Raw genomic sequence first — 25029 nt, 5'->3', positions numbered from 1 at the left:
TCGTTAAAAAGCTGGACAGCTATCTAATATAGTTAGCCACCCTATGGCATAATATACCTTCCTGTCAAGTTGGATTATATATGAACAAAAAACCGTTTACTAAGTTGGGTGCCGCTATCGGTTCTTTTTTTGCTCTTATACTCGGTAAATTCAACTGGAGTAGTCCTCCCTGGCTCGCTTTCCTGCGGCGTAAAGCTATTGCAAGCCCAAAACCTTTTTGGGGGATTGTGAGTGCCGCTTTCATTGTACTCTTTGGTTTGGGTTATGGTTATTATTGGTACAAAAATCAACCAAAACCTCAGCTGGTAACTGCCTCAATTACGGCACCTAAAATTACACCCTTGACTGAGGAAGAAACGCTTGTTCCAGATAACTTAACTATTGATTTTGGTTTCAAAGAGGGGCAGGATAATTTTGTTACACAATCAGTGGCACCACTTCAATTAATTGGTAAAGAAGTTCCAGAGGGCATTGAGTTATCACCTGCCATGCCAGGGAAATGGCGATGGGAGAATGATAGCCGTTTGGTATTTACACCGGATCGCGATTGGCCGGCAGGACAAACCTACGATATTCATTTTGCCAAACATGCTTTTGCGACGTCAGCAAAAATGGAACGTTTTGACTATTCTTTTTCTACCGAGCCTTTCCAGGCCACGATTACTGAATTTAAGTTTTATCAAGATCCTGTTGATGCTAAAATTCGACAAGCAATTGCCACGATTAATTTCAATTTCCCCGTTGATCCGGATAGTCTTGAGCGTAAAATTTCTCTTATGCTTGAAGCCTTGAAAACGGAGCGATTGGATTTAGGGGCGCAAAAATATAAATTTACAGTGACCTATGACAAATTTAAGCGTACCGCTTATTTGCATTCTGAAACCTTATCGCTGCCAGAAGTATCGCGTTATCTACTCTTAACTATTGATAAAGGCGTAAAATCTGCAACTGATTCCTCTGAAACAAGTGAGATTGTTTCCCAAAATCTTTTAATTCCGGATAGCGGTGATTATTTCAAAGTTAGTACGGCGTCTGCGTCCATCATTCGTAATGAACAGGATAGACCAGAACAAATGTTAACTGTAGAGACAACCTTAGGGGTTACTGACGCTGAAATTAATAAATCTTTACATGTTTATTTATTACCAGAAAACTACCCAGCTACAGCGGCAGAAGAAGAAAAGAAAAATTATGAATGGCAAAATCCAGGAGAAGTGACGGCAAATATTTTGGCGCTTTCAACTGCATTGCCTATGCAGCCTCTTCCTGCAGACAGGAATTATGCGACCTTGCATAGTTATAGATTTAATGCTCAAACTCCACGTTATATTTATCTTAAATTGGATAAAGGTGTTCGTGCTTTCGGTGATTTTGTTTTAACGAATGATTATGCTGCGATTATTAAAGTACCTGAGTATCCAAAAGAAATTAGTTTTCTTCATAAAGGAGCTTTGCTCGCTTTAGGTGGTGAGAAAAAATTGTCAGTTACTATTCGTGGTTTACCCGCCGTTAAGTTTTCTATCGCGCGGGTGCTGCCGGATAATGTCAATCAATTGGTGACACAAACGCAGGGTGATTTTAATAACCCTTACTTTATTAACCAAAGCTTTAATCAACAAAATATAAGTGAAATTTTCTCTGAAATAAGGCAATTTGATTCGACGGATTTAACGAAACAGCAATATACCGCTTTGGATTTAACCAAGTATCTTTCCACGGAAATGAATACCGGCGGGCCACAGGGATTATTCCTGTTGCAGGCTACAGGCTGGGATATTGAACAACAACAGCCTTTGGATGTCAAAACAAGTCGATTGGTTTTAATCACTGATTTGGGGTTGGTGGTCAAAGATAACAACGATGGTAGTCATGATGTATTTGTACAATCGATTACCCAAGGCGTGCCTGTTGCTAATGCCAATGTCACTGTTTTAGGTAAAAATGGTCTTCCTATTTTGACGCGTACATCGGATGTCCAAGGCCGAGTCAATTTTCCAGGATTGAAGGATTTTATTGAAGACCGGGAACCTACTGTTTATCTTGCCAGTTTTGGTAGCGATGTTTCTTTTATTCCATACTCTAACTACAATCGCCAATTAAATTATTCACGCTATGATATTGGTGGTGTCTATAACAATAACCAAGAATTACATAGTTTAAGTGCTTATTTATTTTCAGATCGTGGCATCTATCGTCCTGGCGATAAAGTCCATTTAGGGATGATCGTAAAACAAATTTATGCCCAACCGCAGCCTGCTGGTTTGCCTCTTCAGGCGACAGTCATTGATCCGCGTGGAACTACAATCCAGGATCAAAAATTGACGTTGGATGCGAGTGGGTATTTAAGTTTGGATTTTCAAACGAATGCAACTTCGCCAACAGGGCAATACCTGATCAATCTTTATATCGTTAAGGACAATCATCCCGACAGCCTGCTTGGCTCAACAACTGTTCGTGTCGCTGAGTTTTTACCGGATCGCATGCGTATCAATTCGCATCTAGCACCAGAACCTGTAGAAGGTTGGGTTTCTCCTGCGGGACTTATTGCAAAAGTAGGTTTATGGAATTTGTATGGTGCGCCTGCAGTTGATAGAAAAATAGCTGCAAAAATTTTGTTAACTCCTCAGCGTGTTCAATTTGATAAATACCCTGACTACGTGTTTGCTGATCCGCTTCTTGATCCAAACAAGCCGCCGAAAGTATTTACTGATAACTTAGCTACGGTAACCACAGACGATAAAGGTCAAGCACAATTTGATTTGAATTTGGAGCGTTTTGATAAGGCGACTTATCAATTAACTTTTTTTGCGGAAGGTTTTGAGGCTGAAGGTGGTCGTAGTGTCACGACCCAATCTACGGCATTAGTTAGCCCACTTCCTTATTTTATTGGTTATAAACCAGACGGTGATTTGGCTTACATCAAGCAGAATAGCCAACGCAGTGTGAATTTCATTGCTGTAAATCCGCAATTAAACCAACAAGCGGTTAAGGATTTAAAAATACAACTGGTTGCCTTACATCCAGTGTCTACTCTAGTTAAAAAATCAGATGGAACTTATCAATACCAATCCATTATTCAAACAACGGTGCTTAGTACCAAGCCATTTACTGTTGATGAGCAGGGTAGTCATTATGTTTTATCTACCGACCAGATCGGCGATTTTGCCATCAATATACTCGATAAAAACAATACAGAATTGAGTCGTTTAAAATTTAGTGTTGTAGGCGCTAGTCAGTTACCTTTAGCTAAAAATGCTGAGCTTAGTGTTAAATTAAATAAAGAAGAATATAAGGCGGATGAAGATATTGAGTTGCAAATTACAGCACCCTATACCGGTGCTGGCCTAATCACTATAGAGAGAGATAAGGTTTATGCAGTCCAATGGTTTAAAGCTGACACGACCAGTTCCGTACAGAAAATTCATATCCCCAGCGATTTTCAAGGTAACGGCTATGTGAATGTTGCTTTTGTTCGTGATTGGAATTCACCGGATATTTTCATTAGTCCTCTTAGCTACAGTGTTATTCCATTTAAGGTGGATCATGAGAAGCATGCCGTTCATATTGATCTAAATACACCAGCATTGGCACGTCCAGGTGAGCCGTTCCCAATAGAATATAAAAGTGATAAACCCGGTAAAATTATCCTGTTTGCTGTTGATGAAGGTATTTTACAAGTAGGCAGATATCAAACACCTGATCCACTTGCTTTCTTTTTCCAAAAGCGAGCTCTGGAAGTAGTTACTCAACAAACGGTTGATCAGATTTTACCGAAGTTTATTATGGAACGAGAGCTTTCTGCAGTTGGAGGTGACGGTGGAGAAGAGCTCCTGGCCTCGAACCTGAATCCTTTCAAACGTAAAACGGATCTGCCGGTTGCTTATTGGTCAGGTATTGTTGATACCGACTCAACGCCACGGCAGTTGGTTTATCAGATCCCTGATTATTTCAATGGCACCTTGAGAGTAATGGCTGTTGCTGTTGCAAATGATTCTGTCGGTGCAGCTGAAAAGAAATCGGAGGTTCGCGGTAATTTTGTCATCAATCCAAACACACCTACTTTCGTGGCGCCTGGTGATGAGTTCGAAATCACAGCCAGTATTGCTAATAATGCGAAAAATTCTGGCGCTAATGCTGATGTTACTGTTCAACTAAAGACTACACCGGAACTTGAAATATTGGGTTCCGCCACTGAATCTGTAGAAATTAGTGAAGGGCAAGAGAAGACCGTTCGGTTTAAACTGCGGGCAAAACCCTCTTTGGGTTCTGCCAAAATGACTCTGGTCGCTAATACTGGGGATAAATTTAGTAGCATGGATGCTACCCTCAGTGTACGGCCTGCAAGTAATTTTACTACTTCCTTAATCAGCGGGAGTTCTCAGAGTGCAAGTAAATCTTTTGTTCTGGAGCGTTCTCTTTATCCCGAATACCGTAAAGTAGAGGCAGCTATTTCCAGCAGTCCTTTAATTCTAGTGTTTGGTTTACAACGTTACTTAGAGGATTTCCCTTATGGGTGTACGGAACAATTAACCAGTAAAGCGATGCCTTTGTTGGCGATGGCCGGTCAATCCTGGTTTGCCAATGATACCCGAGCAATTACGGAGAAAATTTTAACCACTGTGCAAATGCTGGGACAACGGCAAATGTCGAGTGGAGCGTTTAGTTATTGGCCGGGCTTGGGTGAGAATAATAGTAATAGTTTCTCAACCGTCTATGCAATGCATTTCCTTACAGAGGCCAGAGCACAAGGGTATAGTGTACCTAATGAAATGTTTAGTGCAGGGATTGCCTACCTTAAAGATTTGGCTGCGCAAAATGCTACCAGCCTTGATGTAGCACGCATTCAGGCCTACGCTATTTATATTTTGACGCGCAATGAAATTGTTACCACTAATTATTTAACTAACCTGCAAATTTATTTGGAACAAAATCATAAAGAGGTATGGCGACAAGATATTAGCAGTGCTTATATGGCAGCGACTTATCAATTATTGAAAAGTGCTTCTGAAGCTGAGCGATTGATTACAGGTTACAAAGCGCAAGAAAATAGAGCGGATGCGACGGATTTTTATGACCAAAACATTGGTAATGCACAATATTTGTACTTGGTGGCCCGTCATTTCCCTGAGCGTTTAGTGAGTCTAGGCAATAAGTTGGTAGAACCGCTGGTAACGGCAATGAATAGCGATGAAATCAATACTCTCCTGTCAGGTTATACAAGTTTGGCATTGAGTGCTTATGGGCAAGCTAATCAAACAAGTAATCATGCTACTTTCACAATTAACGAGATTTTTAACGATAACCAGCAAAAAACGTTGACTACTCTTGATAATACTTATCAAAAGGTCAGTATTGACGAAAATGTGAAGCAAATTACCTTTAATAGCCCTGGTAAGCAAATTTATTTTTATCAGCTTACCCAGGCAGGTTTTGATAAAAAATTGTCAACTGAACCCCTCAAGCAGGGCTTGGAGATTTATCGTGAGTACCGTGATTTAGATGGAAAGGTGATCACCAGTGCCACATTAGGTAGCGATATTGAAGTTCATATTCAATTGAGAGCCTTAAATGATAGTTACTTGAGTCATGTGGCTGTTGTTGATCTGCTACCAGGAGGTTTTGAGGTAATACGCGATTCTGTTAGTACCGATAATGTTGACTATGCAGACATACGAGAAGATCGAGTAGTTTTCTTTATGAATGTCGATCAAAATGCTAAAGAGCTTGTTTATCGCATCAAAGCGACCAATATAGGAACATATAAAGTGCCTCCAGTTTTTGCTGAATCCATGTATGTACCAACCATACAGGCACAGGGGGTAACTGGAAGCATTTCTATAACTGATGCTCCATAAATAAGCGATTAATGAGCAGCAACAACCGCAGCAAGGTGCTTGATCTTTTCTCTCACCTCGCTAGGAGGTTGTTCTGGCTCTTTTTAATAAACCCCTTCAGGCAGTGGATCTTTAACAGGGAATAGTACTTTTTTTCAATGATTTCATCATGATACAATTATTCGAAGAGAGAACCGATTGATATTGTTTTCTATAATTTAACAATTCCTCATTTGCAATTACAGAATGACTGAGTTATCTTTAAAACTAAGATGTAGTATTTCTTGTCCGGCTAATAAGACAAATTATGGAGGCCAGATTGTAGATGTGGTGTGCAAGCTTAACCTGTATTAAGAAGCCTAAAACATCTCAAGAGGAATCCACTTTTTAATGACGAACTGCGACAAGGGTACTACTCTTTCTTTATAGCCTTCCTAATTCTTTATACCCGCCATAAAAATCCGTTGTTTTAATTACGATTTTAATAGTCGCTGAAAATGCTTTCCAAGCAGTTTATTTGAGTTAAATTGGCTTAATTCTTGATTAATTAATCCAAATAAATGGACTGAATGGATCATTTTCATGAAGAAAAATTTGGCTAGGGCAATGATTACTGATCTTCTCCAGGTAGCAGGCGTTACTATTAATGGCCACGCACTTTGGGATCCACAAATTCATAATGAGCAGTTTTATGCCCGTGTCTTGCATGATGCAGATTTGGGTTTAGGTGAAGCTTATATGGAAGGTTGGTGGGATTGCCCCCGTATTGATATGTTAATTACTCGCATTGTTGAGGCAAACATTGAAAATAAACTAAGAGTTAACTTCCGCTTTGCATTTAAATTACTACTATCGAGGATTTTCAACTTTCAAAACAAAAGGCGCTCCTTACAGGTTGGAAGAAAACATTATGATCTTGGTAATGACTTATTTAAAGCCATGTTAGACAGTAATATGAATTATACCTGTGGTTATTGGAAGAATGCGCAAACTTTAGAGCAAGCGCAATTGGCCAAATTAGATTTGTCTTGCAGGAAGTTATTACTTAAACCAGGTATGCGTTTACTTGATATTGGCTGTGGTTGGGGGGCTTTGGCTAAATATGCAGCGGAAAAATATGATGTGGAGGTGGTTGGCATAACCATTTCTAAGCAACAATATGAGTTGGCCAAAGAGCGCTGCAAAAATCTGCCCGTAGAAATACGTTTCCAGGATTATCGTGATGTGGATGAAAAATTCGATCGTATCGTTTCGCTTGGTATGTTTGAGCATGTTGGATACATGAATTACCGCCATTATATGCAAATAGTACATCATTGTTTAGTCGATGAAGGGTTATTCTTGTTGCATACTATAGGAGGTAATGAAACGACGACTCAGGTAATGCCCTGGATTGCAAAATACATTTTTCCTAATGGCATGTTGCCTTCGGTTATGCAAATTGGGAAGGCAACAGAGAAGTTATTGATAATGGAAGATTGGCATAATTTTGGTGTTGATTACTATAAAACATTGATGGCTTGGCATAATAATTTTAATCAACACTGGCAGTTAATAAAAGCTAACTATGACGAAACGTTTTTTCGTATGTGGAATTACTATTTATTGTGTTGTGCGGGTGGTTTTAATTCGCGTGTGATGCAGTTATGGCAAATCGTTTTTTCAAAAACAGGCATCAAAGGTGGGTATGATTCAGTAAGATAATAACCTTGATGCCAAATTTTTCTGGAGAAGCAGTTAGAGTACTCGCCTTGTTCTATTACTCGGCTCTGGAGTATCTGACGCTGGACAAGATTCAGGGGGCTTTTTTTGTAGAGAGAGCTGAACTTGTGGTATATGTTTACTAGTGAAGTCGTCAACAAGTTTTGTCAGTATTTCTAACTTTGTTGGAACACTCATTGTGGGTGTCTCCATAATACCTAACGCAATGCCACGAAACATATCAGTTAGATTTTCTTGCTCATGCTTTTTCGATTTTCGTTGTTTGGAGGGGATTTGAGGCTCCTCCTGGCCTAGCGCTTGATTAATTCCTGTAATCAACGACTCCATCAATACTCTCTGCTCATTCGATACGCCTTTATCGCCAGTAAGTTCGCCTTCAGTAGAGGTTCTCTCCAAAACAAACTCGTCTTGGAGTGGTGTATTATTTTCGTTTGAAATCAGGTTATTACCTTGAGTGGGGGCGAAAAAGGTATTAGTACCACGTAAAACTGTACTGGAAATTTGTTTAGGAGGAACTGGAACAGATTGCTCCGACTCAACCATTTCGGGTTTTTTAGGAGGTGTAAGAGGACTTTTTTGGAAATGAACCTCTAGCCAATTAACTAAACGCCTGGGATCTTTAACATGGATACAAAACTCAGAATGAGTGCAGGCTTCTTTAATATTTGCTCCATTCTCTATTCTTGCTTTATGTTCTCCGACAACGAAGAAATCCTTTGTTGTTCCAAAAGGAGGTATCATTTCACCCGGGTAAATAACAAAGTTATACCCTAAAGAAGCCGCTAGCCACATTACAGAAGGGCATTCTTCAGTGAGGTAGTCTCTAGAGCGGTGTTTCCACAGCTCCTTGCTTCCAGGATTATTGTCGTCACTATGGCGTTTGGCAAAGTCATTTACAGCCAAAGAAATACTATCGCTTAGCCCCTCTACTGATTCATAAAGAGGTATCATTTTTTCTATTTGCTTTGTGCTGTCTTGGCTAACCCAAGTTTGCCAGCGCACTATTTCAAAATTTTTGCCTTGTTCTGCAGCTAATTCGTTAATAATAGCGATTTTTTCGGTAACCGTTTTTTCCCCATGCGCATTATTAAATTCCTCAGGGGTTAAACCCAATGGTGCTAAAAAAGCGGCTATATTATCGGTAAAATAGCTATCTCCTAATTGCGTGGCTTGGGCTTTAAGATCAGCAACATCATTATCTGAAGGATCTAATTTTTTTAAATTGTGCCAATAAATTTCATCTGCAATTAAAAAAGTTGTTTTACCTCTTTGCTCCCCTGGGTTCAGATTGCCTTCATGGTTCACAACAGCTTGCTTAACAATGCCTTGCAGGTATTCACCAGCACAGAGTTCGTTTCCAGCAATACTGAGAAGAACTAAGTCTTTAGTGGTTTTTAATGAGGAGAAGAGGCTTTTTGAGTTTCCGACAAAACTGGTTTGGGTAACTTTACCGTCTTTGAAACCCTTGACAAGCTTTTTTGGCATTTACGGTCCTTAGAGTTTTATACATCCACCAACCAATGTGGTGTTCTCTACTGGTTAAAAAATTTGGCTAATTATACTTGACGATTATTAGGCTAATATTAAGTATTTTAATATTATCTTTATGTTTTGGACCTAATTGTAGCACAAAAATAGATCATTATGATAAAAAATGATGAAAAATAACTCACTTCGTGCCTCATAATTAAGTTATAATCTCTGCTACTATCTAGAGAGAAGAGTAGATTTTCATAGTGAAGAGGGTTGATATTGATAATGTGCAAAGTATCCTCTTTATTTCGTGGAATTTTGTGAGAATAATCGTTAACTTATGATGGTGTGGTCTTCTGAATATTATGATTATCGAAGGTGGAAGATGGATTTCGAAAAAATAAATGAGTTGCAAAAGATTATTGATGAAAAGAATGACGAAATTTATCGTTTGACTGCCCGTATGGAAGAAGAAAAGCAAAAATTTAAAAATGAATTGCAAAGCATTCATGATTATTATGAAGGTATCATTGCTCTAATGCCTGGGCATGTTTATTGGCTAGATAGAAATAATATTTTTTTGGGGTGTAATGATTTACAAGCTAAGAACGCTCAATTGTCGTCAAGAAAAGATATTGTTGGTAAAACTAATTTCGATATGCCATGGAAAGATCAAGCTGAAGAGTTAAACAAAGTCAACAATTTGGTAATGGAAACGGGAATACCACATACCGCAGAAGAATACGCTGTAATGGCGAATGGAATGGCTATTTATATTTCACAAAAAGTCCCTTTACGTAATAAGAATAATGAAATTATTGGTGTGCTAGGGATTTCTCTGGACATCACTGAACGCAAGAAAATGGAAGTTGCTTTACGCCGCGCAAAAGAAAATGCCGAAGTTGCAAACCAAGCTAAAACGGAGTTTATCGCTAATATGAGCCATGATATCCATACGCCTTTAAGTGGTATTGTGGGTATGTCGAAGCTTTTAGAGAAGCAAGTTCAAGAGCCCGAACAAAAACAGTATGCTCGTTGGATCAACGAAAGTGGTGAGCAATTACTTGAATTGTTAAAAGGGGTATTGGATCTCATTTCAGTCGATAATATTAGTGAAAGTGATGTTCAGGATGAATCTTTTGATCTGCGTAAAAACATCCAGGATATTTCTCAGCTTGTACAGCCAACTGTGCAAATGAAAAAAATACAGTTGCATATTGAAATTGATGAAGCTGTTCCACAGCGCGTAATTACGGATGGTACAAAACTGCATAGAGTTTTCTTAAACCTTTTAGGGAATGCCATAAAATTCACTGATAAAGGTAGTATCACTATTAAGGTCCGAGTGCTTGCCAATGAAAATGATTATGTTCAACTGCGATTTAGCATAATAGATACCGGCATTGGTATTCCTGATGAATTACAAGTCAGAATTTTTGATCGCTTCTTTCGTGCCGATCCATCGTATAAGGGAACGCATAGTGGTTGTGGTGTCGGTTTACATATCGCCCAAAAATATGTGGGTTTATTAGGTGGGGAAATAAGCCTAAATAGTGAGTTAGGCAACGGTTCAACCTTTTATTTTACTCTTACTATGAAAGTAGCAAGGGATGAGGATGATATAGCTCGAAGTATTACTACAACCGAAATTCCTGTGGTCGCAGTAAATCAAAAAGAAGCGACAGTGCCACTTATTCTCCTGGTTGAAGATAATATGAATGCTCTGCGTCTTATTGAAACTGTTGTTGAAAAGGCGGGATATGAATATTATTCAGCGGTTGATGGCGAGCATGCCTTGGAGTTAATAAAGACAAATGATTTTGACCTAATCGTTACTGATGTTGATTTGCCAGGTATTTCGGGCAAGACTCTAACGCCTTGCATTCGTGAATGGGAAAAAGAAATGCATAAAAAGCCGTTACCTATTGTAGGTTTAACTGCGCAAGAAGTGAATGAAGTACAGGATAGCTGTTTGCAATTGGGGATGAATCAAGTATTGCGTAAGCCCGTGCATTTAAAAGCATTACAGAATGCAGTCAATCAACTGGTGTTATGGGGCGGTCAGCAAGACTCAGCGAATAAAATCCAAGTAGAAAATTAGCAAGCATTGGCAACAATTAATTTTTGGTTGACAATGTTGCTTAATGGCATTTTGTGAGCACCTAGACTTACTAACCTGTCAAATTCAGTTATCTAAATCATGAGCGAGCGGACGACGATTTGCTCGGAAATAAGTAATTGGTGATTGTGCAAGCAAATCAGCAAGTTTTTCCATATAGATACAAGCAAATCGATCTACCTGGTAAGCAAAATAACTTTCTTCTGCTCCCGCCCGAAAGACACGTCCCCACTGAGGATTATAGAAAGCCTGCTCTTCTTGTAATAATTTGGATATTTCTGCATCAAGAACTGTAATTTGCTTTTGCAATTCAGCCAATTCTTCATCGTATTGTTTTGATTCGCTTTCAATACTTATAGTGTGAAGGTCAATGTATTGTTGTTCCAAGGTCTTTTTTATATTCATAGTAGCAACGATCTTATTCTCTATTGGCAGGGCTTTGGTATGTGAATCTATTTCTTCTCCAAGTTCCTCAACTACAAGCGCTGTACGCCAATTACAATCTTTTTTCAATCGCAGTATATCCCCATAAATATGATCGCCAATATAGAGAATTTCATCGCCATTGACTTCCAGATCATCGGTAAGTTTGGTGGCACAACCTCCCTGATAGATCCCGGGAACAATCCTTCCATTGAGATTAGTCATTTTGCCATCACTGGGATTGATCAATAAAAATCGCAAATTATCGTAAAAAAAACGTGGTTTATTCGCTAAAGTTATAACGTATTCAAATAGGTCATGCCAGGTTTCCCCTTTGTTGAGGAAAGGACCAATCGTATGTTCGAGCAAGAGATTGGTGTAATGATATTCTGAATTAGTCAGGATAAATATTTTTTTTCCATGGCGAATAAGACGTTTAAGTCCGTCCACAACTTCTTTTTCCTTGAGAACATAGTTATCAAGATTTTGGCTAATATAAGACTTCAAGCTACCATCAGAATGAACTGTATCTACGCAATTCAATACATCGATAGCGATCGTAGAATAACTTGGAAATTCCTGCGGATGTGTATCTTTAAGATCAATTAATTGGCCATATAAAACACAAAAAGCAATTGAAAAAGATGTGTCAATTGCCATGTAATTAGGATCATTTAAATCAACATAAATACTGCGATAAATTTTTTTCTGCTCAGCAAAGCTAATTGGTCTGGTACCATGATGGCTATGACGAATAGCTGCATAACGACTGAGTTTTAATATATTACCATTTTTACTATCAATCACCAGACCGCGAATAGCGTCGTGAAAATTAAATTTAACACTCCTGATTATTTCGGGATAATGTTTTTTCTCGATTAACTTATCGATGACAAGTTTGAAAACCAGCTCTTCAAAGTTTTTTGTATTGTAACGAACCAGAGTATGGTCCATGTCTAAACCAATAAGCTTGATTTTTTTCATATTTAAGATACGGTTTACAAAAACTTTTTGATTCATTATTTTCCCTCAAACGCTATTACTCGAGCTTGGTGTCATTCAGAAGTATCTATTTATTACCCGGTACCTTTATCTTGATCATTAAACTTAAATGCTCCTGGAAATAGTACTTGGGGCAATGGCTTAATGAATAGTATAACTCTAATGAATGTGAGAGGCGATGTGCAAGTTTGCCTTCTTGGATCTTATCATAAGGTCATTGAAAGACGGATAAATGTTTTTTAGCAAGACGTGTTGTTAATGCCAAAAGCAGCAGGCCTGCTAAAAGTAAATCATACTGAAATTTAGAGTGGAACGTTAAATCCTTTTAATGGGTAGCTCGTCGATAATCCCAAATCAAAACAGGGCGATCAAGTGTATTTTGTTGATTGGTAATAAAATTCTCATTCCTGACAATAAATAATGGTAAGATTTTTCTAATTAAGTCATTCTGCAGCGCTTAGACCATGAAAAACTTGCAAATTAAATTAACTGAAACCTTAAGTGAAGACATCGAAAAAAGAATGGAGCAAGGATTTATTGAGTATGAGGAAGAGCATGGGATTGAAATCAATTACAAGCGTTTCTACTTTCTATTGTTAGACGAGCAAGAGATTGCCTTTGGGGTTCTTAATGCGTTTACAGTCTATGCGGAGATCTATGTTGATGATCTCTGGATAGACAAATCTATCCGCGGCCAAGGCTATGGGCGGTTATTGTTAACTGCACTGGAAGACCATTTTAGAGGGAAAGGCTATAACAACATTAATTTGGTGACCAATGCTTTTCAAGCACCTGCTTTCTATAAAAAATGTGGCTATGAAGTTGAGTTTGTACGAGAAAATAAAACGAATCCTAAATTGACTAAAACTTTTTTTATTAAATATTTTTAGACCAGGTAGCGTAAAAATGACAATTATCAGGAGTGCAGCTAAACAGGATGCAACAGCTTTGCTCCCTTTACTGAAACAGCTAGGTTATCCCCAAAGTTTGGAGGAAATCGAGAACCGGATTGCTTTATTTTCTGAGCAAGATGGTTACGGGATTGCTGTTGCAGAGCGGGATAAAAAAATTATTGCCTGTATTGCCTGGTCAACAACAATGATTTTTGTTTCATCTAAAGTTCGTATTCATGTCGAAGGACTTGTCGTTGATAATCAGTATCGAGGGCAAGGTATCGGTAAAAAATTAATGCATTTCCTGGAAGACTATGCAAGGGCTTTCTGCCCTTGCATTATTGATCTGACCTCCGGTCAAAGAAGAGCTAAAGATGGTTCCCATGATTTTTATAAAAAACTGGGTTACCTTAATGAAGGGCCTATGGCGAAGTTCTATTTTAGAAAGGAATTATAAATCTTTACCCCTGTTGTCAGGAGATGACGCACTGATTCTCCCAAGGAATAATAAACCGTCTCAGTGATTGTTCACCAGCCTTAATGAGACTAATTTCATCAAGGCTGGATAATGAAAAAGCGATCTAAGAAGGATTATAAATTCCTTTGTTGGTCGCCATATCTTCTTCTTTCTCAGAGGTTGAAATGTTCTTTAGGTGATCGCTATCACTATTGATTCCATTCAAAATATCCCTAATTAGCGTTTGTGTATAGCGGCGTTGAGGATTGGTTTTTGGAAAGATGCCATGACTGAAGAAGGTTGTGTGGTAAAAACTATCGTCCGGATTGGCATAATCAAAAACAATTTCTTGGTTGCCATAAGCCACTTGAAATTGAGCTGCAATGTAAGCTTCAAGAACGGCCGTTTGCTCTGTTGTTAAATCGGTGCGATCGTAACGCCCTGACGCTAAATACACTTGTAAGTAACCCTTTCTTTGACAGATATATCCCGCATAAAACACTCCTCCATCATAAGTATCGGTGGCTAAAGTCAGAGAAGGATGTCCGTATCGATCATCCCAATCTAAAAAGCGGTGGAGTGCTTTTGAAAACGTGTCAGTTAATCCGGTATAGCCAAATTCTTTTTGATAAGCATTTTTTACTCCTGTTGCTAAAATAAAATCACTTCTTAGCACCCAAATCCGTTTTTCAAAAGGTTGTAAAGCGGCCTCAACACAATGAATTTCCTGATAGGCTGGATTAATGTTATTTTCATTTGAATAAGAATATTTAGGTTTAACCGGACTAATATTTTTCTGTATATAATGCTGAGCGTTTCTGTATTTTGTATCAATCTCAATAATCGCTACTGCAGAAGAAATAGAGGATTGAGAGTATTTGCGGTATTTTTTATTTTGAGGGAAAGGTTTGTCCGTAAAAAAGAGAGCTGAATCTTCATCATCTTGCTGTCCAGGCAAGGTATCATAAACAATGACTGGTTGAGTGCCGTAGGCTTTGTTGAATTGTAAAACCAGATAAGTTTCAATCACTGTTACCTGATCTTCTGTTAGAGGTTCAATTCCTTCACTCTGCCGATCAACGCGATTAAAACGCCCTGAAGATAAAAAAATCTCCAGATAATTTTTACGCTGACAAACAAATCCTGCATAGAGTAGTTTGCCATCTTCGCCGGCAAGAGAAGGGTGTCCGTAACGATCTTGCCAATTGACATACTGGTGTACGGATTCATCAAGAACATCTCTTAAGCCATGATAATTATATTCTTGATAAGCATTTTTAACGCCTGTTACCAGAGTGGAATCACTACGTATGGCAAAAGATCGTTTTTCATTTACTCTAAGTCTCTGGCGGACTTCTTTAATTGATTCCAAGGCTGGGTTAACACCTGTTTCATTGGGATAATTTGCATACTTCGGTCCTATTGCTGGAATATTTGCCTGAATATAAGTTTTGAAAAGAAATAGAAGTTCGGTATGCGCCAAGCGCACATCAAGTTGATTTGTACTCATAAAAACCTCGCTTTACATCTGAAGCTTCAAGAAAAAGCCGAAACTTCAACTTAAATTCAGCACGAAAATGACTTCATTTAAGTAATAATGAGCGTTGGGATTTGGTTCAGGAGGGGAACCAGTGTGTTTGCTCCTGGACACTGGTGTTGGAACTAGATTAGATGTTTAACGCTTATTCACAAACTTATCTGCCAACCTGGAAAACAGTGTCCAGGCTTCGCATCATCATTGTTGTGAAATGTTTTTGCATCTGCATCTCAGTAGTTTGGTAGGTGATTGATTATCACCAAATTGTGGTCAGTATGTATTTAAAGTGAGTTTAATGTCAAGTGATTTGCTAATTTAATCGGCTGTTGGCAAAACGGTTAGTAACAGGGCTATGGTTATGGCAGTCAGGATGAAATACTGATGAGTTAGAAGGGCCAGCCTCTAGAATGGAGCTGGCCTAATATTTTTATGCACCAAAGCCAGCAAGAACAATTTTTCCTCGGGCCTGCCCACTTTCAAGAAGTTGATGAGCTCGTCGTAAGTTTTGCGCATTTATCGCACCGAAGTGCTCATTCAAGGTGGTTTTAATAATACCTTTATCAACTAATTGAGCTGCCTCATTTAAAATTTGATGTTGCTTAATCATGTCTGGTGTTTTAAACATGGAGCGGGTGTACATCATTTCCCAATGAATAGAGATACTTTTTGGTTTAAACAGTTTGATATCAAGTTGTTCCGGATCATCAATTAGAGCAAACTTGGCTTGTGGCTTTAAGCAGCGAACGAGTTCGTTTACATGCTGATCAGTATGGGTCAAGCTAATGACATAATCTACTTCATTGATATTCAACTCTGTTAACTGTTGGGACATTGATTTATTGTGATCGATCACGTGATGAGCACCGTTCTGTTTTATCCAGTCCATTGATGGGCCCCGGGAAGCAGTGCCAATAATGGTTAAAGATGTAAGTTGTTTGGCTAATTGCACTAGAATTGATCCAACACCACCAGCAGCGCCCGTAATTAAAAGGCTGGATTTTTCCTTGGGATCTATATTCAGGCGATCGAATAGTAATTCCCATGCTGTGATCGTGGTCAAAGGCAAGGCAGCTGCTTGCTCAAAAGACAGACTCTCGGGTTTTTTACCGACAATGCGCTCATCAACCAAATGAAATTCACTATTGCAACCGGGACGAGTTAAATCACCGGCATACCATACTTCTGCGCCAGGCTGAAAGAGCGTTACTTTGTCACCTGCAGCTTTAACAATACCCGTCGCATCCCAACCTAATACTTTGTAGTCTCCTTTATCAGGATCTACTTTTCGGCGCACTTTACAGTCGACTGGATTTACTGCAATGGCTTTGACTTCAATAAGCAAATCATGGCCAGATGCTTGAGGGGTTGGTAACTCGATGTCAATCAGTGAATTGTTGATATTTTCAATGGGTGTAGCATGCTGATAGCCAATTGCTTTCATGTGATGTCCTTATAAAAATAACTAATATAGAGTTATATCATAGACACAAGCGCTTATTTTTTCTCTAAATTTTGATTTAATCGTTTAAGCATTTGATTTAAATTTATTTTTTCTTCTTCATTGAAACCAGATAATGCCAATTCGTTAAGTTGAACGGCACATTGATCAATTTCCTTTTTACAGTGCTGTGCTTTTTCGGTGAGATAAATTAAAACAACACGTCTGTCATCAGAGGATGGTTTACGTAGAATAAATCCGTCTCTTTCCATTCTATCCAAGGTTCTTACTGCGGTCGGTTGCTCTATACCGATTCGTTTGTGCATCTCTGCTTGTGTTAAACCATCTTGATTATAGAGTTCCATAAGAAAATAAGTATAAGCATGTGTAATCTTGTATGGCTTTAAGAGTTCGTTGGCTTTTTTAATCAAAAGACGGTTAGCTTTTTTTAATAAGGTAGAAGTTTGCATAAAAATCCCATTGTATTGCTTGCTAATTAATAGCAAGCTATTATATAGCCATGCCTTAACTAGTTGGAGTTACTATGAACAAACAAATCATATACCAGATTGATGCATTTACCACACAATTATTTGGTGGTAATCCGGCAGCGGTTTGTCCTTTAAAAGAATGGCTAAGTGATGATTTAATGCAGGCGATTGCCAGAGAAAATAATTTATCTGAAACAGCTTTTTTTGTCCGAAATGGTGAGCGCTATCATATTCGCTGGTTTACACCGAACACGGAAGTATCTCTTTGCGGACATGCTACTTTAGCTAGTGCTTATGTGATTTTTAAAATGCTTGGTCATGAGAAAGATCAAATCCTATTCGATAGCCTAAGTGGAGAGTTATGTGTTAATCGACTGGGAGAACAGTTACAGCTTGATTTTCCTATTTTACCCTACACCCAGATTGAGCCATCAACAGAATTGCTTGCGGCAATGAATGTTTCTCCACAGGCTGTTTATAAAAGTACGTTTGATGTACTTTTAATTTTGAAGAACGAATCCGAGGTAGAAAAAGCGAGGCTTGATTTAAATGCGATAAGTCTTTTGCCTCATAGAGGTGTTATTTTGTCTGCGCCGTCTGCAAAAGCAGATGTTTATTCCCGTTGTTTTTACCCAGGTTGTGATGTGCCTGAAGATCCTGTTACAGGTTCAGCTCATTGTGTTATTGCTCCTTATTGGTGCGACTATTTTAAAAAAAATACAATTCATGCGTTGCAGGGCTTAAAGCGACAGGGGGAGTTGATCTGTGAAATTAAAGATAAAAGGGTTTTATTGTCAGGAGCGTGTTGTTTGTATTTACAGGGAGAGATATTTCTGGGGTAGTTGTGTTGGAATGGCTTATAATTAAAAAACAATCAATTGGACGAGTGATTTCATGAAAATCTTACTGGGCAGTTTGTTGTTATTTTTTATGGGGCTGGTTAATGCGGGGGAGGATTCTATGTCAGTTAACATTGATCCAAATCAAACTCAATTTACAATTACCTTGCCTGCCAATCCAACGACAGGATACCAATGGACGGTCAAAAAATACGATAAATCATTTTTACAATTGATAACCAGCCACTATATTTCTCCACAAACAAATCTTATGGGAGCTGGGGGGCAGATGCAATTTAAATTTGAATTGGTGAAAGGGGAAACGTATCCCAAAAACACTATTATGCAGTTTAAATATGCCAGGCCTTGGGAACCTGAGAGCGGCACGCTGAAAAATGTAACAGTTAATTTTCAGAAGGCTGATCTAAATAGGAATCACTAAAACTACCCCATTGTTATAAAACAATGGGGGTAGTTTGATATTTTATAGGCACTTTTAAATATCATGCCCGAAAATAACTGCAGATCTATGATCTGCTTGCCTCTTGCTATTTAAGCGATTTCAACTTCTTCAGCTTGTGGGCCTTTTTGTCCTTGTCCAGCTTTAAATAATACAGCAGCTCCTTCAGGAAGGGTTTTAAAACCACTACCTTGAATTGCGCTGAAGTGAACAAAGTAATCCTTGCCGTTGCTTTCGATAAAACCAAAGCCTTTGCTCTCGTTAAACCATTTTACTTTACCGCGAATTTTCTCTGACATGTTGCTATTCCTAGTTGTTCGAGCCTATATTGTACCATTATTCCATGATCTTGCTAGTAGTCAGATAAAATTGCTTTTATTCAGGAGGGCAGACTAAGCAAAATTTTGTTGTGGTAAGCTCCAGATATTTTGAAATTACTGTCTATCTTTACTTTTTTTCCTCCGGATTATGATAATAAAATTAATACCTTACTGATTTACTGGTTTTCAATGAAGTCGCTAATGGCCGGACGATAACTATCGTACCCGAAAAATTATTTTTCTTATCGGAGGATTCAACAAAATGATGGTTTAACCATTTGGCATCTTCAATAAACATGCGGATACAACCGTGGCTGGCTCGATAGCCCGGTATGTCGTCGGAGCCGTGCAAGGCGAAACCTTTATGGAAGAACATACAATAAGGCATTCTCGCGCCGCCGCGGCCAGCAGGGAATGCATTAGATTTGCAGTGTTCATTTTCCTTACTGAATACCCTAAAGATTCCAGTTAGCGTTCGACAAGAGTTATTGCTGTCAGAACATTTGTCACGCCCTGATGAAATGGGTCCCCATTTTATTAAGTGTCCTTGTCTATTGTACGCAGCCCACGCCAATTTTTCTTGATCAACAATAATTTGTGTGTCTTCAGAAGGAGGAATTTTTAACTCAAAGGGGGATATATCAAAGATAGTGGTAGTGGCAAGTGCGCGTGGAACAGCAATGATTTTCCCTGACCATAAACGATTATAGGTGCGATTTAAACGTTGTACTACGTCTCGTTGTACCGGATCCGGGAACAATTTTTCCCAACTTTGCCCGCTTTGTATTTTAATGCACTGGTATTGAGGGTAATTGCACAGACCAGTACCATAGTAAGTGGGTATAACTTCTGGAGCTGCTTTAGCTGCGCTGGAAAGGTTAGGTGATAGAGCTAGCAACAACAATAGGATACGTTTCATAAGGGAATCCTCCAACTATTTTATTCATTATAAAAACGAACAAAATAATTCCTTTATGATTATAAATTTAGCACTTATTCTTTATCTAGCATAGGCCTTAAGGCGGTCCAGATATTAGCCAGTATTTTGCTTTGCGCTTGTTGATTGGGGTGCAGCCCATCTTTTTGCATAAAAACCGGATTGCCAGCTACACCTTCTAAAAACATGGGTATTAGGGGGATCTTGTATTGTTTGGCTAAATCCCGATAAACCTGCTTAAATTTCTCCAGATAAACAGGTCCATAATTGGGAGGTAACAGGGTGGCAATGAGTAGAACTTTGGCATTTGCTTTCTGACTTATTTCAATGATTTGGGCGAGATTGGATTTCATTTGAGTCAAGGACAAGCCTCTTAAACCATCATTGGCTCCTAATTGTAGAAGTACGAAGGCAGGACGATAGGTCTGTAGAACCTGCGGTAATTTTGCTAAACCATTACTCGTCGTATCACCACTGGTGCTGATATTAACAATCTGATATGGATAATGATTATTTTTTAATTCCTTATTGAGCAGGTTAACCCAGCCTTTTTTTTCATCGATACCATAGCCAGCACTCAAACTGTCACCAAGCACAACAATCGTTTTTGCGTGGATTGGTGCTATGCTAAAAACTAATAGGAATATTGCCAGGATAGCGGATTTCATGAATAGTCAGGATGTTGTCATTAGCTTGGATAAGATCAATTTTATAGTAATGAGTGGCTCTAGTCAGCTGCATATTTTGAAAGATATTAGTTTAGCAATCCAAGCGGGATCTACTATCGCAATTACTGGGGCCTCTGGTTCAGGCAAAACCTCTTTATTGAATATTATGGCCGGTTTAGATGTTCCCACCTCCGGGCAGGTCTATTATGGTTCGCAAGAAATAACGAGATTGAGTGAAGATGAACGAGCTAAATTGCGGGCGAACTACGTCGGATTTATTTTTCAATCTTTTCAATTGCTTACTAATTTAACTGCGTTAGAAAATATTAGGTTGCCACTGGAAATTCACCATCGAAAAGATGGCTTATCTTTAGCGACGTACTGGCTTGATAAAGTGGGTTTAAGAGATCGAGGCGAACATTATCCTCTTCAGTTATCGGGTGGTGAGCAGCAGCGAGTTGCTATTGCCAGAGCGTTTGCTTCGGCTCCAGATGTGCTGTTTGCTGATGAGCCAACTGGTAATTTGGATAAAAAAACAGGGCAAACAATTATAGATCTGTTGTTTGATCTGAACAGGCAACATCAGACAACGCTGGTAATCGTTACGCATGATGAAAGTCTTGCAAAGCGCTGTCAGCTGCATTGGCCTCTTGATGATGGAAAATTGATATGCTGAAGACCCCCTTGACCGTACAATCTGTGTTACGGGATTGGCGAAGTGGTGAGTTGACTCTTTTGTCACTGGCTTTAGTTATTGCTGTGGCTTGTGTGAGTGCGCTAACTATTTTTGCCGGCATGGTGAACCAGCAATTAGTGCAACAGGCTTCACAAATGCTGGGCGCAGATTTGGTTGTTAGCAGTAGTGTGCCGATTTCTTCACAGTGGTTTATCAAGGCAAAAGAGCTGGGGTTAAAGCAAACCACTACGTTAACTTTCTTAAGTATGGTGGCTCATAACGAGAATCTGCAACTGGCTCAAATCAAGTCGATTGAAGCGCCTTATCCTTTGTTAGGGGAATTAAAAATTGCGAATACCGTATCTGGGCAGGCACGCAGCATTCATGAGATACCTGAAAACGGTACAGTTTGGTTAAGTCCCCGCTTATTGCCGTTATTAAATGTTGCGGTAGGTGGTACGTTAACGATTGGAGCCGCGGAGTTTACAGTGGCTGCGTTGTTGATAGAGGAACCTGGACAGACAGGGGATTGGTTTAACATTTCGCCAAGAATCATCATGAATCAAGTCGATATTCCTAAAACCAAGGTAGTTCAGCCGGGTAGTAATTTAGCTTATCGTTGGTTATTAACTGGCGAGAAAAACAACCTTGAACAGTTGAAATACTATTTAAAAGATAAGCTGACGGAACAGCAGGAATTAGCTGATGGAACCACAAATCTTTCTGTCACTCAAACGATTCAACGTACTTTGGATTATCTTAATTTAGGCACTTTGATGAGTCTGGTATTAGCCGGTGTGGCAATTAGTATGGCCAGTCTTCGATATAGCCAGCGTCATACGCAGCAGGTTGCAATCTTGCGCTGCTTTGGCGCCTCTCAACGCCAGATTATTGCTGTTTATTTAAGTAGTATTCTTTTTTTAGGATTTATCTCCTGCTTGTTGGGTGTTTTTCTGGGTTATGTTTTACAGCCTTTATTGAAGCAATGGCTAAGTGGCTTATTACCACAGTTTAAGGCGTCTTTAACCATCAAACCGGCTTTGCTAAGTATAACTACTGGCATGATCGTCTTATTGTGTTTTTCGTTGATGAATATTTTAAAACTGCGTCATGTGACAGCAGTCACTATTTTACGTAAAGAGAAATTGGCCTGGACCACTGAAACCTGGCTGGGTTATGGCCTGGCTTTTTTATTGCTTGCCGGACTCGCTTATTTTTATACGCAATCCTGGCGCCTCACAGTAAGTGTCCTATACGCCTGTCTTGGATTTATTGCGGTAGTTACAGGTAGTTTATGGCTCATTTTTAATTATTTGACCACGATTAAACATTATATCCATCTTAATTGGCGCTTTGGTTTTGCGAATATTGCGAGAAATCTTGCTAATAGTTCTTTGCAGGTTATTGGTATTGGCTTGGCTTTAACAGCAATCCTGAGTTTATATATTCTCCGGAATGATTTAATTCATAATTGGCAGCAGCAATTATCTGATACCGCGGCTAATTACTTTATCGTTAATATTGAACCTAACCAGGTTGAAGCACTAACTCAATTTTTAGCGAAGAAAAATATTAGGACTTCCAATCTCTATCCCATGGTTAGAGGGCGGGTGATCGCTATTAATGGTCAACCAGTGCAACGACTGTTTGGCGAAAAAATGAAAGAGATTAATGCGTTACAACGAGAAATTAACTTGTCATGGACTTCTGCATTACCCCCCGATAATAAAATTGTAGCGGGCAGTTGGTCAGTTGCTGATAAAGCGGAAAATTGGGTATCTATAGAACAGGGAGTGGCCAATCAATTGGGTTTAAAACTGCACGATGTTATGACTTTTCGAATTGGAATAACAACTATCTCTACCAAAGTCACTAGTATTCGTACGGTCGAGTGGGCTGCATTTACACCTAACTTTTTTATGTTATTCAGACCAGGTCTTCTTAACGATTTTCCACAAACATACATTGCCAGTATTTATCTAAAAAGCAGCCAGCAAAAAGTGTTAAATGCTCTCGTTACTCAATTCCCTAATGTGACTATCATCGACATTGCAAATATATTAAATAAAATTCATTCTATCTTCGATAATACTAGCAAGGCCATTAATTTTATGGCTTTTTTTGGCGCTTTAGCAGGTTTAATCATTGTGACCTTAGCTATGTTGTCTTTTAGCGGCTTAAAACAGCAAGAAACACAGATTCTTAAAGTTTTGGGTATAGGGCAGAGACAACTCATTTGGATCCAAAGTAGTGAATCGTTAATCATCGGTTTTTATGCGGGATTATTGGCTGTCACGACCGCAACACTTATCAATCAATACCTGGCGACCTTTATACTGGATATTGCTTTAACTAAGCGCTGGCATTTTTTCATTATCGTACCAATAATGACCGCTTTTTTAACTTTTTTAGTTAACAGTTTGGTGTTGTTGAGCCAATATCAAAAGCAACGATTAACGCGTTTGTATTAAGGCTTGTAAGGCATTACAAAATTGATCGATTTCTTCTTCATTGTTATAATAATGAACAGATGCACGTACTAAAGCGGGTAAATTCCTTGGAGCTAAATCTAAGCGAGCGTATTCTTGCAAGGAAATCGAAACATTAATTTTTTGCTTGCTTAATTCTTGTTGTATGACGGCGGGTGTTATTCCTTTACAGGTGAACGTAACGATGCCGCATTGATGTTGACCAAGATCGTGTAATGCAACTGAGGGTAGAGTGGCTAATTGCTGGCGTAATCGTGTTGCGAGATATTGGATCCTCTGCCAAATAACATCAATACCAAGTTCAAGAGCATACTCAATGGCCACGCCCAAACCGATTTTAGCAGCAATATTTTGCTCCCAGGTTTCAAAACGACGCGCATCAGTGCGCAATTGATAGTCATTATCGCTAATCCAGCGAGCGGCATGCAGATCAATAAAAGGCGGTTCGTATTGGGAAAGGACTGAATTACGAGCGTATAAAAAACCAGTTCCACGCGGGCCACGCAAGTATTTGCGACCAGTAGCACACAGAAAGTCACAACCAATTGCTTCGACATTGATTGGCATTTGACCAATTGATTGAGTTGTATCCACCAAATAGGGGATTCCTTCTTGCTTAGCAATTTTCCCCACTTCGATAATTGGATTAATAAGGCCACCTTGAGTTGGTACATGAGTAATGGCAATTAATTTAATTCGCTTATCAATTTTTTTCTGCAAATCCCCCAAGTCAAGTTGGCCATATTGGTCATTAGCAATGACTTCAATATCGACACCAACCCGTTTTGCCCTATGAAGGAATGCGAGGTAATTACTGGCATACTCACAACATGCGGTAAGAATGCGATCACCCTTTTTAAATTGAAAGCTGTAAAAAGCCATTTCCCATGCCCGGGTGGCATTATCGACAAAGGCGATTTCCTCCGGTTTGCAATGGATTAAACGGGCGGCATTAACATACATTTTTTCGGATTGGGACAAATGAAGTGCGGCTGCTTCATAACCACCAGTGGTCGCTTCTAAATCCAGATGTTCTTTCATAGCGGTTACTACTGCATTGGGAGGTAAAGCTGCTCCTGCATTATTGAAGTGTAGTACCAGTTGGCAACCTGGTGTATCAGCTCGTACTTGATTAATCGCTAAGTCACTCATATTCTTTTATCACGCTTGTTCCTCATGCGAGTAAAATATCATAGCTTTTATTTAAGTGCAGTTTAAAGCAACTTCCTCTATTCAAAATTGTATTCAACG

The 25029-nt window shown here is 39.0% G+C and carries 18 protein-coding genes; 9 read left to right on the top strand and 9 right to left on the bottom strand.

The genetic code is table 11. The annotated features are described in order from the left end of the window. Window positions 1–80: 80 nt before the first annotated feature. Both ACN4Z1_RS07665 and cfa read left to right on the top strand, forming a co-directional pair. Window positions 81–5855 (top strand): alpha-2-macroglobulin, encoded by a 5775-nt coding sequence (locus tag ACN4Z1_RS07665; RefSeq protein WP_419388002.1) that lies wholly within the window; start codon window positions 81–83, stop codon window positions 5853–5855. Window positions 5856–6410: 555 nt separating this feature from the next. Then, window positions 6411–7538 carry a cyclopropane fatty acyl phospholipid synthase gene (gene cfa / locus ACN4Z1_RS07660; RefSeq protein ID WP_419388016.1) on the top strand — a complete coding sequence of 376 codons (1128 nt, stop codon included), beginning with the start codon at window positions 6411–6413 and terminating at the stop codon, window positions 7536–7538. 33 nt (window positions 7539–7571) lie between these two features. Here the strand turns inward: cfa and ACN4Z1_RS07655 are convergent, their stop codons facing one another. Next, window positions 7572–9041, bottom strand: coding sequence for a hypothetical protein (locus ACN4Z1_RS07655; RefSeq protein WP_419388001.1), 1470 nt, complete (start codon window positions 9039–9041; stop codon window positions 7572–7574). Between the two features lie 451 nt (window positions 9042–9492). On the opposite strand from ACN4Z1_RS07655, the gene ACN4Z1_RS07650 reads away from it, so the two are divergent. Next, window positions 9493–11130 carry an ATP-binding protein gene (locus ACN4Z1_RS07650; RefSeq protein WP_419388000.1) on the top strand — a complete coding sequence of 546 codons (1638 nt, stop codon included), beginning with the start codon at window positions 9493–9495 and terminating at the stop codon, window positions 11128–11130. An 84-nt stretch (window positions 11131–11214) separates the two neighbouring features. Here the strand turns inward: ACN4Z1_RS07650 and ACN4Z1_RS07645 are convergent, their stop codons facing one another. Further along, window positions 11215–12591, bottom strand: a complete 1377-nt coding sequence (locus ACN4Z1_RS07645) for an HAD-IG family 5'-nucleotidase (protein ID WP_419387999.1) — start codon at window positions 12589–12591, stop codon at window positions 11215–11217. A gap of 446 nt (window positions 12592–13037) precedes the next feature. Here ACN4Z1_RS07645 and ACN4Z1_RS07640 point away from each other — a divergent pair, with 446 nt between their 5' ends. Both ACN4Z1_RS07640 and ACN4Z1_RS07635 read left to right on the top strand, forming a co-directional pair. Further along, window positions 13038–13463: a GNAT family N-acetyltransferase gene (locus ACN4Z1_RS07640; RefSeq protein WP_419387998.1), complete on the top strand. Its 426-nt coding sequence runs from the start codon at window positions 13038–13040 to the stop codon at window positions 13461–13463. A 16-nt stretch (window positions 13464–13479) separates the two neighbouring features. Further along, window positions 13480–13923 (top strand): GNAT family N-acetyltransferase, encoded by a 444-nt coding sequence (locus ACN4Z1_RS07635; protein ID WP_419387997.1) that lies wholly within the window; start codon window positions 13480–13482, stop codon window positions 13921–13923. A 124-nt stretch (window positions 13924–14047) separates the two neighbouring features. Here ACN4Z1_RS07635 and ACN4Z1_RS07630 read toward each other — a convergent pair whose 3' ends face one another. The 3 genes from ACN4Z1_RS07630 to ACN4Z1_RS07620 form a co-directional block, all read right to left on the bottom strand. Continuing rightward, window positions 14048–15433 carry a hypothetical protein gene (locus ACN4Z1_RS07630; protein WP_419387996.1) on the bottom strand — a complete coding sequence of 462 codons (1386 nt, stop codon included), beginning with the start codon at window positions 15431–15433 and terminating at the stop codon, window positions 14048–14050. A gap of 454 nt (window positions 15434–15887) precedes the next feature. Next, window positions 15888–16901, bottom strand: coding sequence for a zinc-binding alcohol dehydrogenase family protein (locus ACN4Z1_RS07625; RefSeq protein ID WP_228363848.1), 1014 nt, complete (start codon window positions 16899–16901; stop codon window positions 15888–15890). A 53-nt stretch (window positions 16902–16954) separates the two neighbouring features. Next, window positions 16955–17368 (bottom strand): MarR family winged helix-turn-helix transcriptional regulator, encoded by a 414-nt coding sequence (locus ACN4Z1_RS07620; protein WP_228363849.1) that lies wholly within the window; start codon window positions 17366–17368, stop codon window positions 16955–16957. Window positions 17369–17442: 74 nt separating this feature from the next. Between ACN4Z1_RS07620 and ACN4Z1_RS07615 the strand changes: the two genes are divergently transcribed. After that, window positions 17443–18231 carry a PhzF family phenazine biosynthesis protein gene (locus tag ACN4Z1_RS07615; RefSeq protein WP_419387995.1) on the top strand — a complete coding sequence of 263 codons (789 nt, stop codon included), beginning with the start codon at window positions 17443–17445 and terminating at the stop codon, window positions 18229–18231. Between the two features lie 52 nt (window positions 18232–18283). Then, window positions 18284–18670, top strand: coding sequence for a protease inhibitor I42 family protein (locus ACN4Z1_RS07610; protein ID WP_228363851.1), 387 nt, complete (start codon window positions 18284–18286; stop codon window positions 18668–18670). A 110-nt stretch (window positions 18671–18780) separates the two neighbouring features. On the opposite strand, the gene ACN4Z1_RS07605 is transcribed toward ACN4Z1_RS07610, so the two are convergent. The 3 genes from ACN4Z1_RS07605 to ACN4Z1_RS07595 all read right to left on the bottom strand — a co-directional run bounded on the left by ACN4Z1_RS07605 (window position 18781) and on the right by ACN4Z1_RS07595 (window position 20613). Then, a complete protein-coding gene (locus ACN4Z1_RS07605) occupies window positions 18781–18987 on the bottom strand; it encodes a cold-shock protein (RefSeq protein ID WP_019217163.1) in 207 nt (68 codons plus the stop codon). A 181-nt stretch (window positions 18988–19168) separates the two neighbouring features. Beyond that, window positions 19169–19927 carry a L,D-transpeptidase gene (locus ACN4Z1_RS07600; RefSeq protein ID WP_419387994.1) on the bottom strand — a complete coding sequence of 253 codons (759 nt, stop codon included), beginning with the start codon at window positions 19925–19927 and terminating at the stop codon, window positions 19169–19171. A 74-nt stretch (window positions 19928–20001) separates the two neighbouring features. Beyond that, window positions 20002–20613 carry an arylesterase gene (locus tag ACN4Z1_RS07595; RefSeq protein ID WP_228363853.1) on the bottom strand — a complete coding sequence of 204 codons (612 nt, stop codon included), beginning with the start codon at window positions 20611–20613 and terminating at the stop codon, window positions 20002–20004. Here ACN4Z1_RS07595 and ACN4Z1_RS07590 point away from each other — a divergent pair. Both ACN4Z1_RS07590 and ACN4Z1_RS07585 read left to right on the top strand, forming a co-directional pair. Beyond that, the gene (locus tag ACN4Z1_RS07590; protein ID WP_228363854.1) at window positions 20612–21289 is read left to right on the top strand and encodes an ABC transporter ATP-binding protein; all 678 of its coding nucleotides are present in this window, start codon (window positions 20612–20614) and stop codon (window positions 21287–21289) included. The two genes, ACN4Z1_RS07595 and ACN4Z1_RS07590, sit on opposite strands and share 2 nt — an antisense overlap. Then, entirely contained in the window at window positions 21283–23760 is a 2478-nt protein-coding gene (locus ACN4Z1_RS07585; protein WP_228363855.1) for an ABC transporter permease, read from the top strand. The genes ACN4Z1_RS07590 and ACN4Z1_RS07585 overlap by 7 nt, the downstream gene beginning before the upstream one ends. Here the strand turns inward: ACN4Z1_RS07585 and ACN4Z1_RS07580 are convergent. Beyond that, window positions 23743–24930: an aminotransferase class V-fold PLP-dependent enzyme gene (locus ACN4Z1_RS07580; RefSeq protein WP_419387993.1), complete on the bottom strand. Its 1188-nt coding sequence runs from the start codon at window positions 24928–24930 to the stop codon at window positions 23743–23745. The two genes, ACN4Z1_RS07585 and ACN4Z1_RS07580, sit on opposite strands and share 18 nt — an antisense overlap. Window positions 24931–25029: the final 99 nt, after the last annotated feature.

It is taken from the genome of Legionella sp. ST3F1 (genome assembly GCF_048553315.1).
GTDB lineage: Bacteria > Pseudomonadota > Gammaproteobacteria > Legionellales > Legionellaceae > Tatlockia > Tatlockia donaldsonii.
Note: the sequence above shows the minus strand (reverse complement) of the source record. Positions and strands in the feature narration are given on the sequence as shown.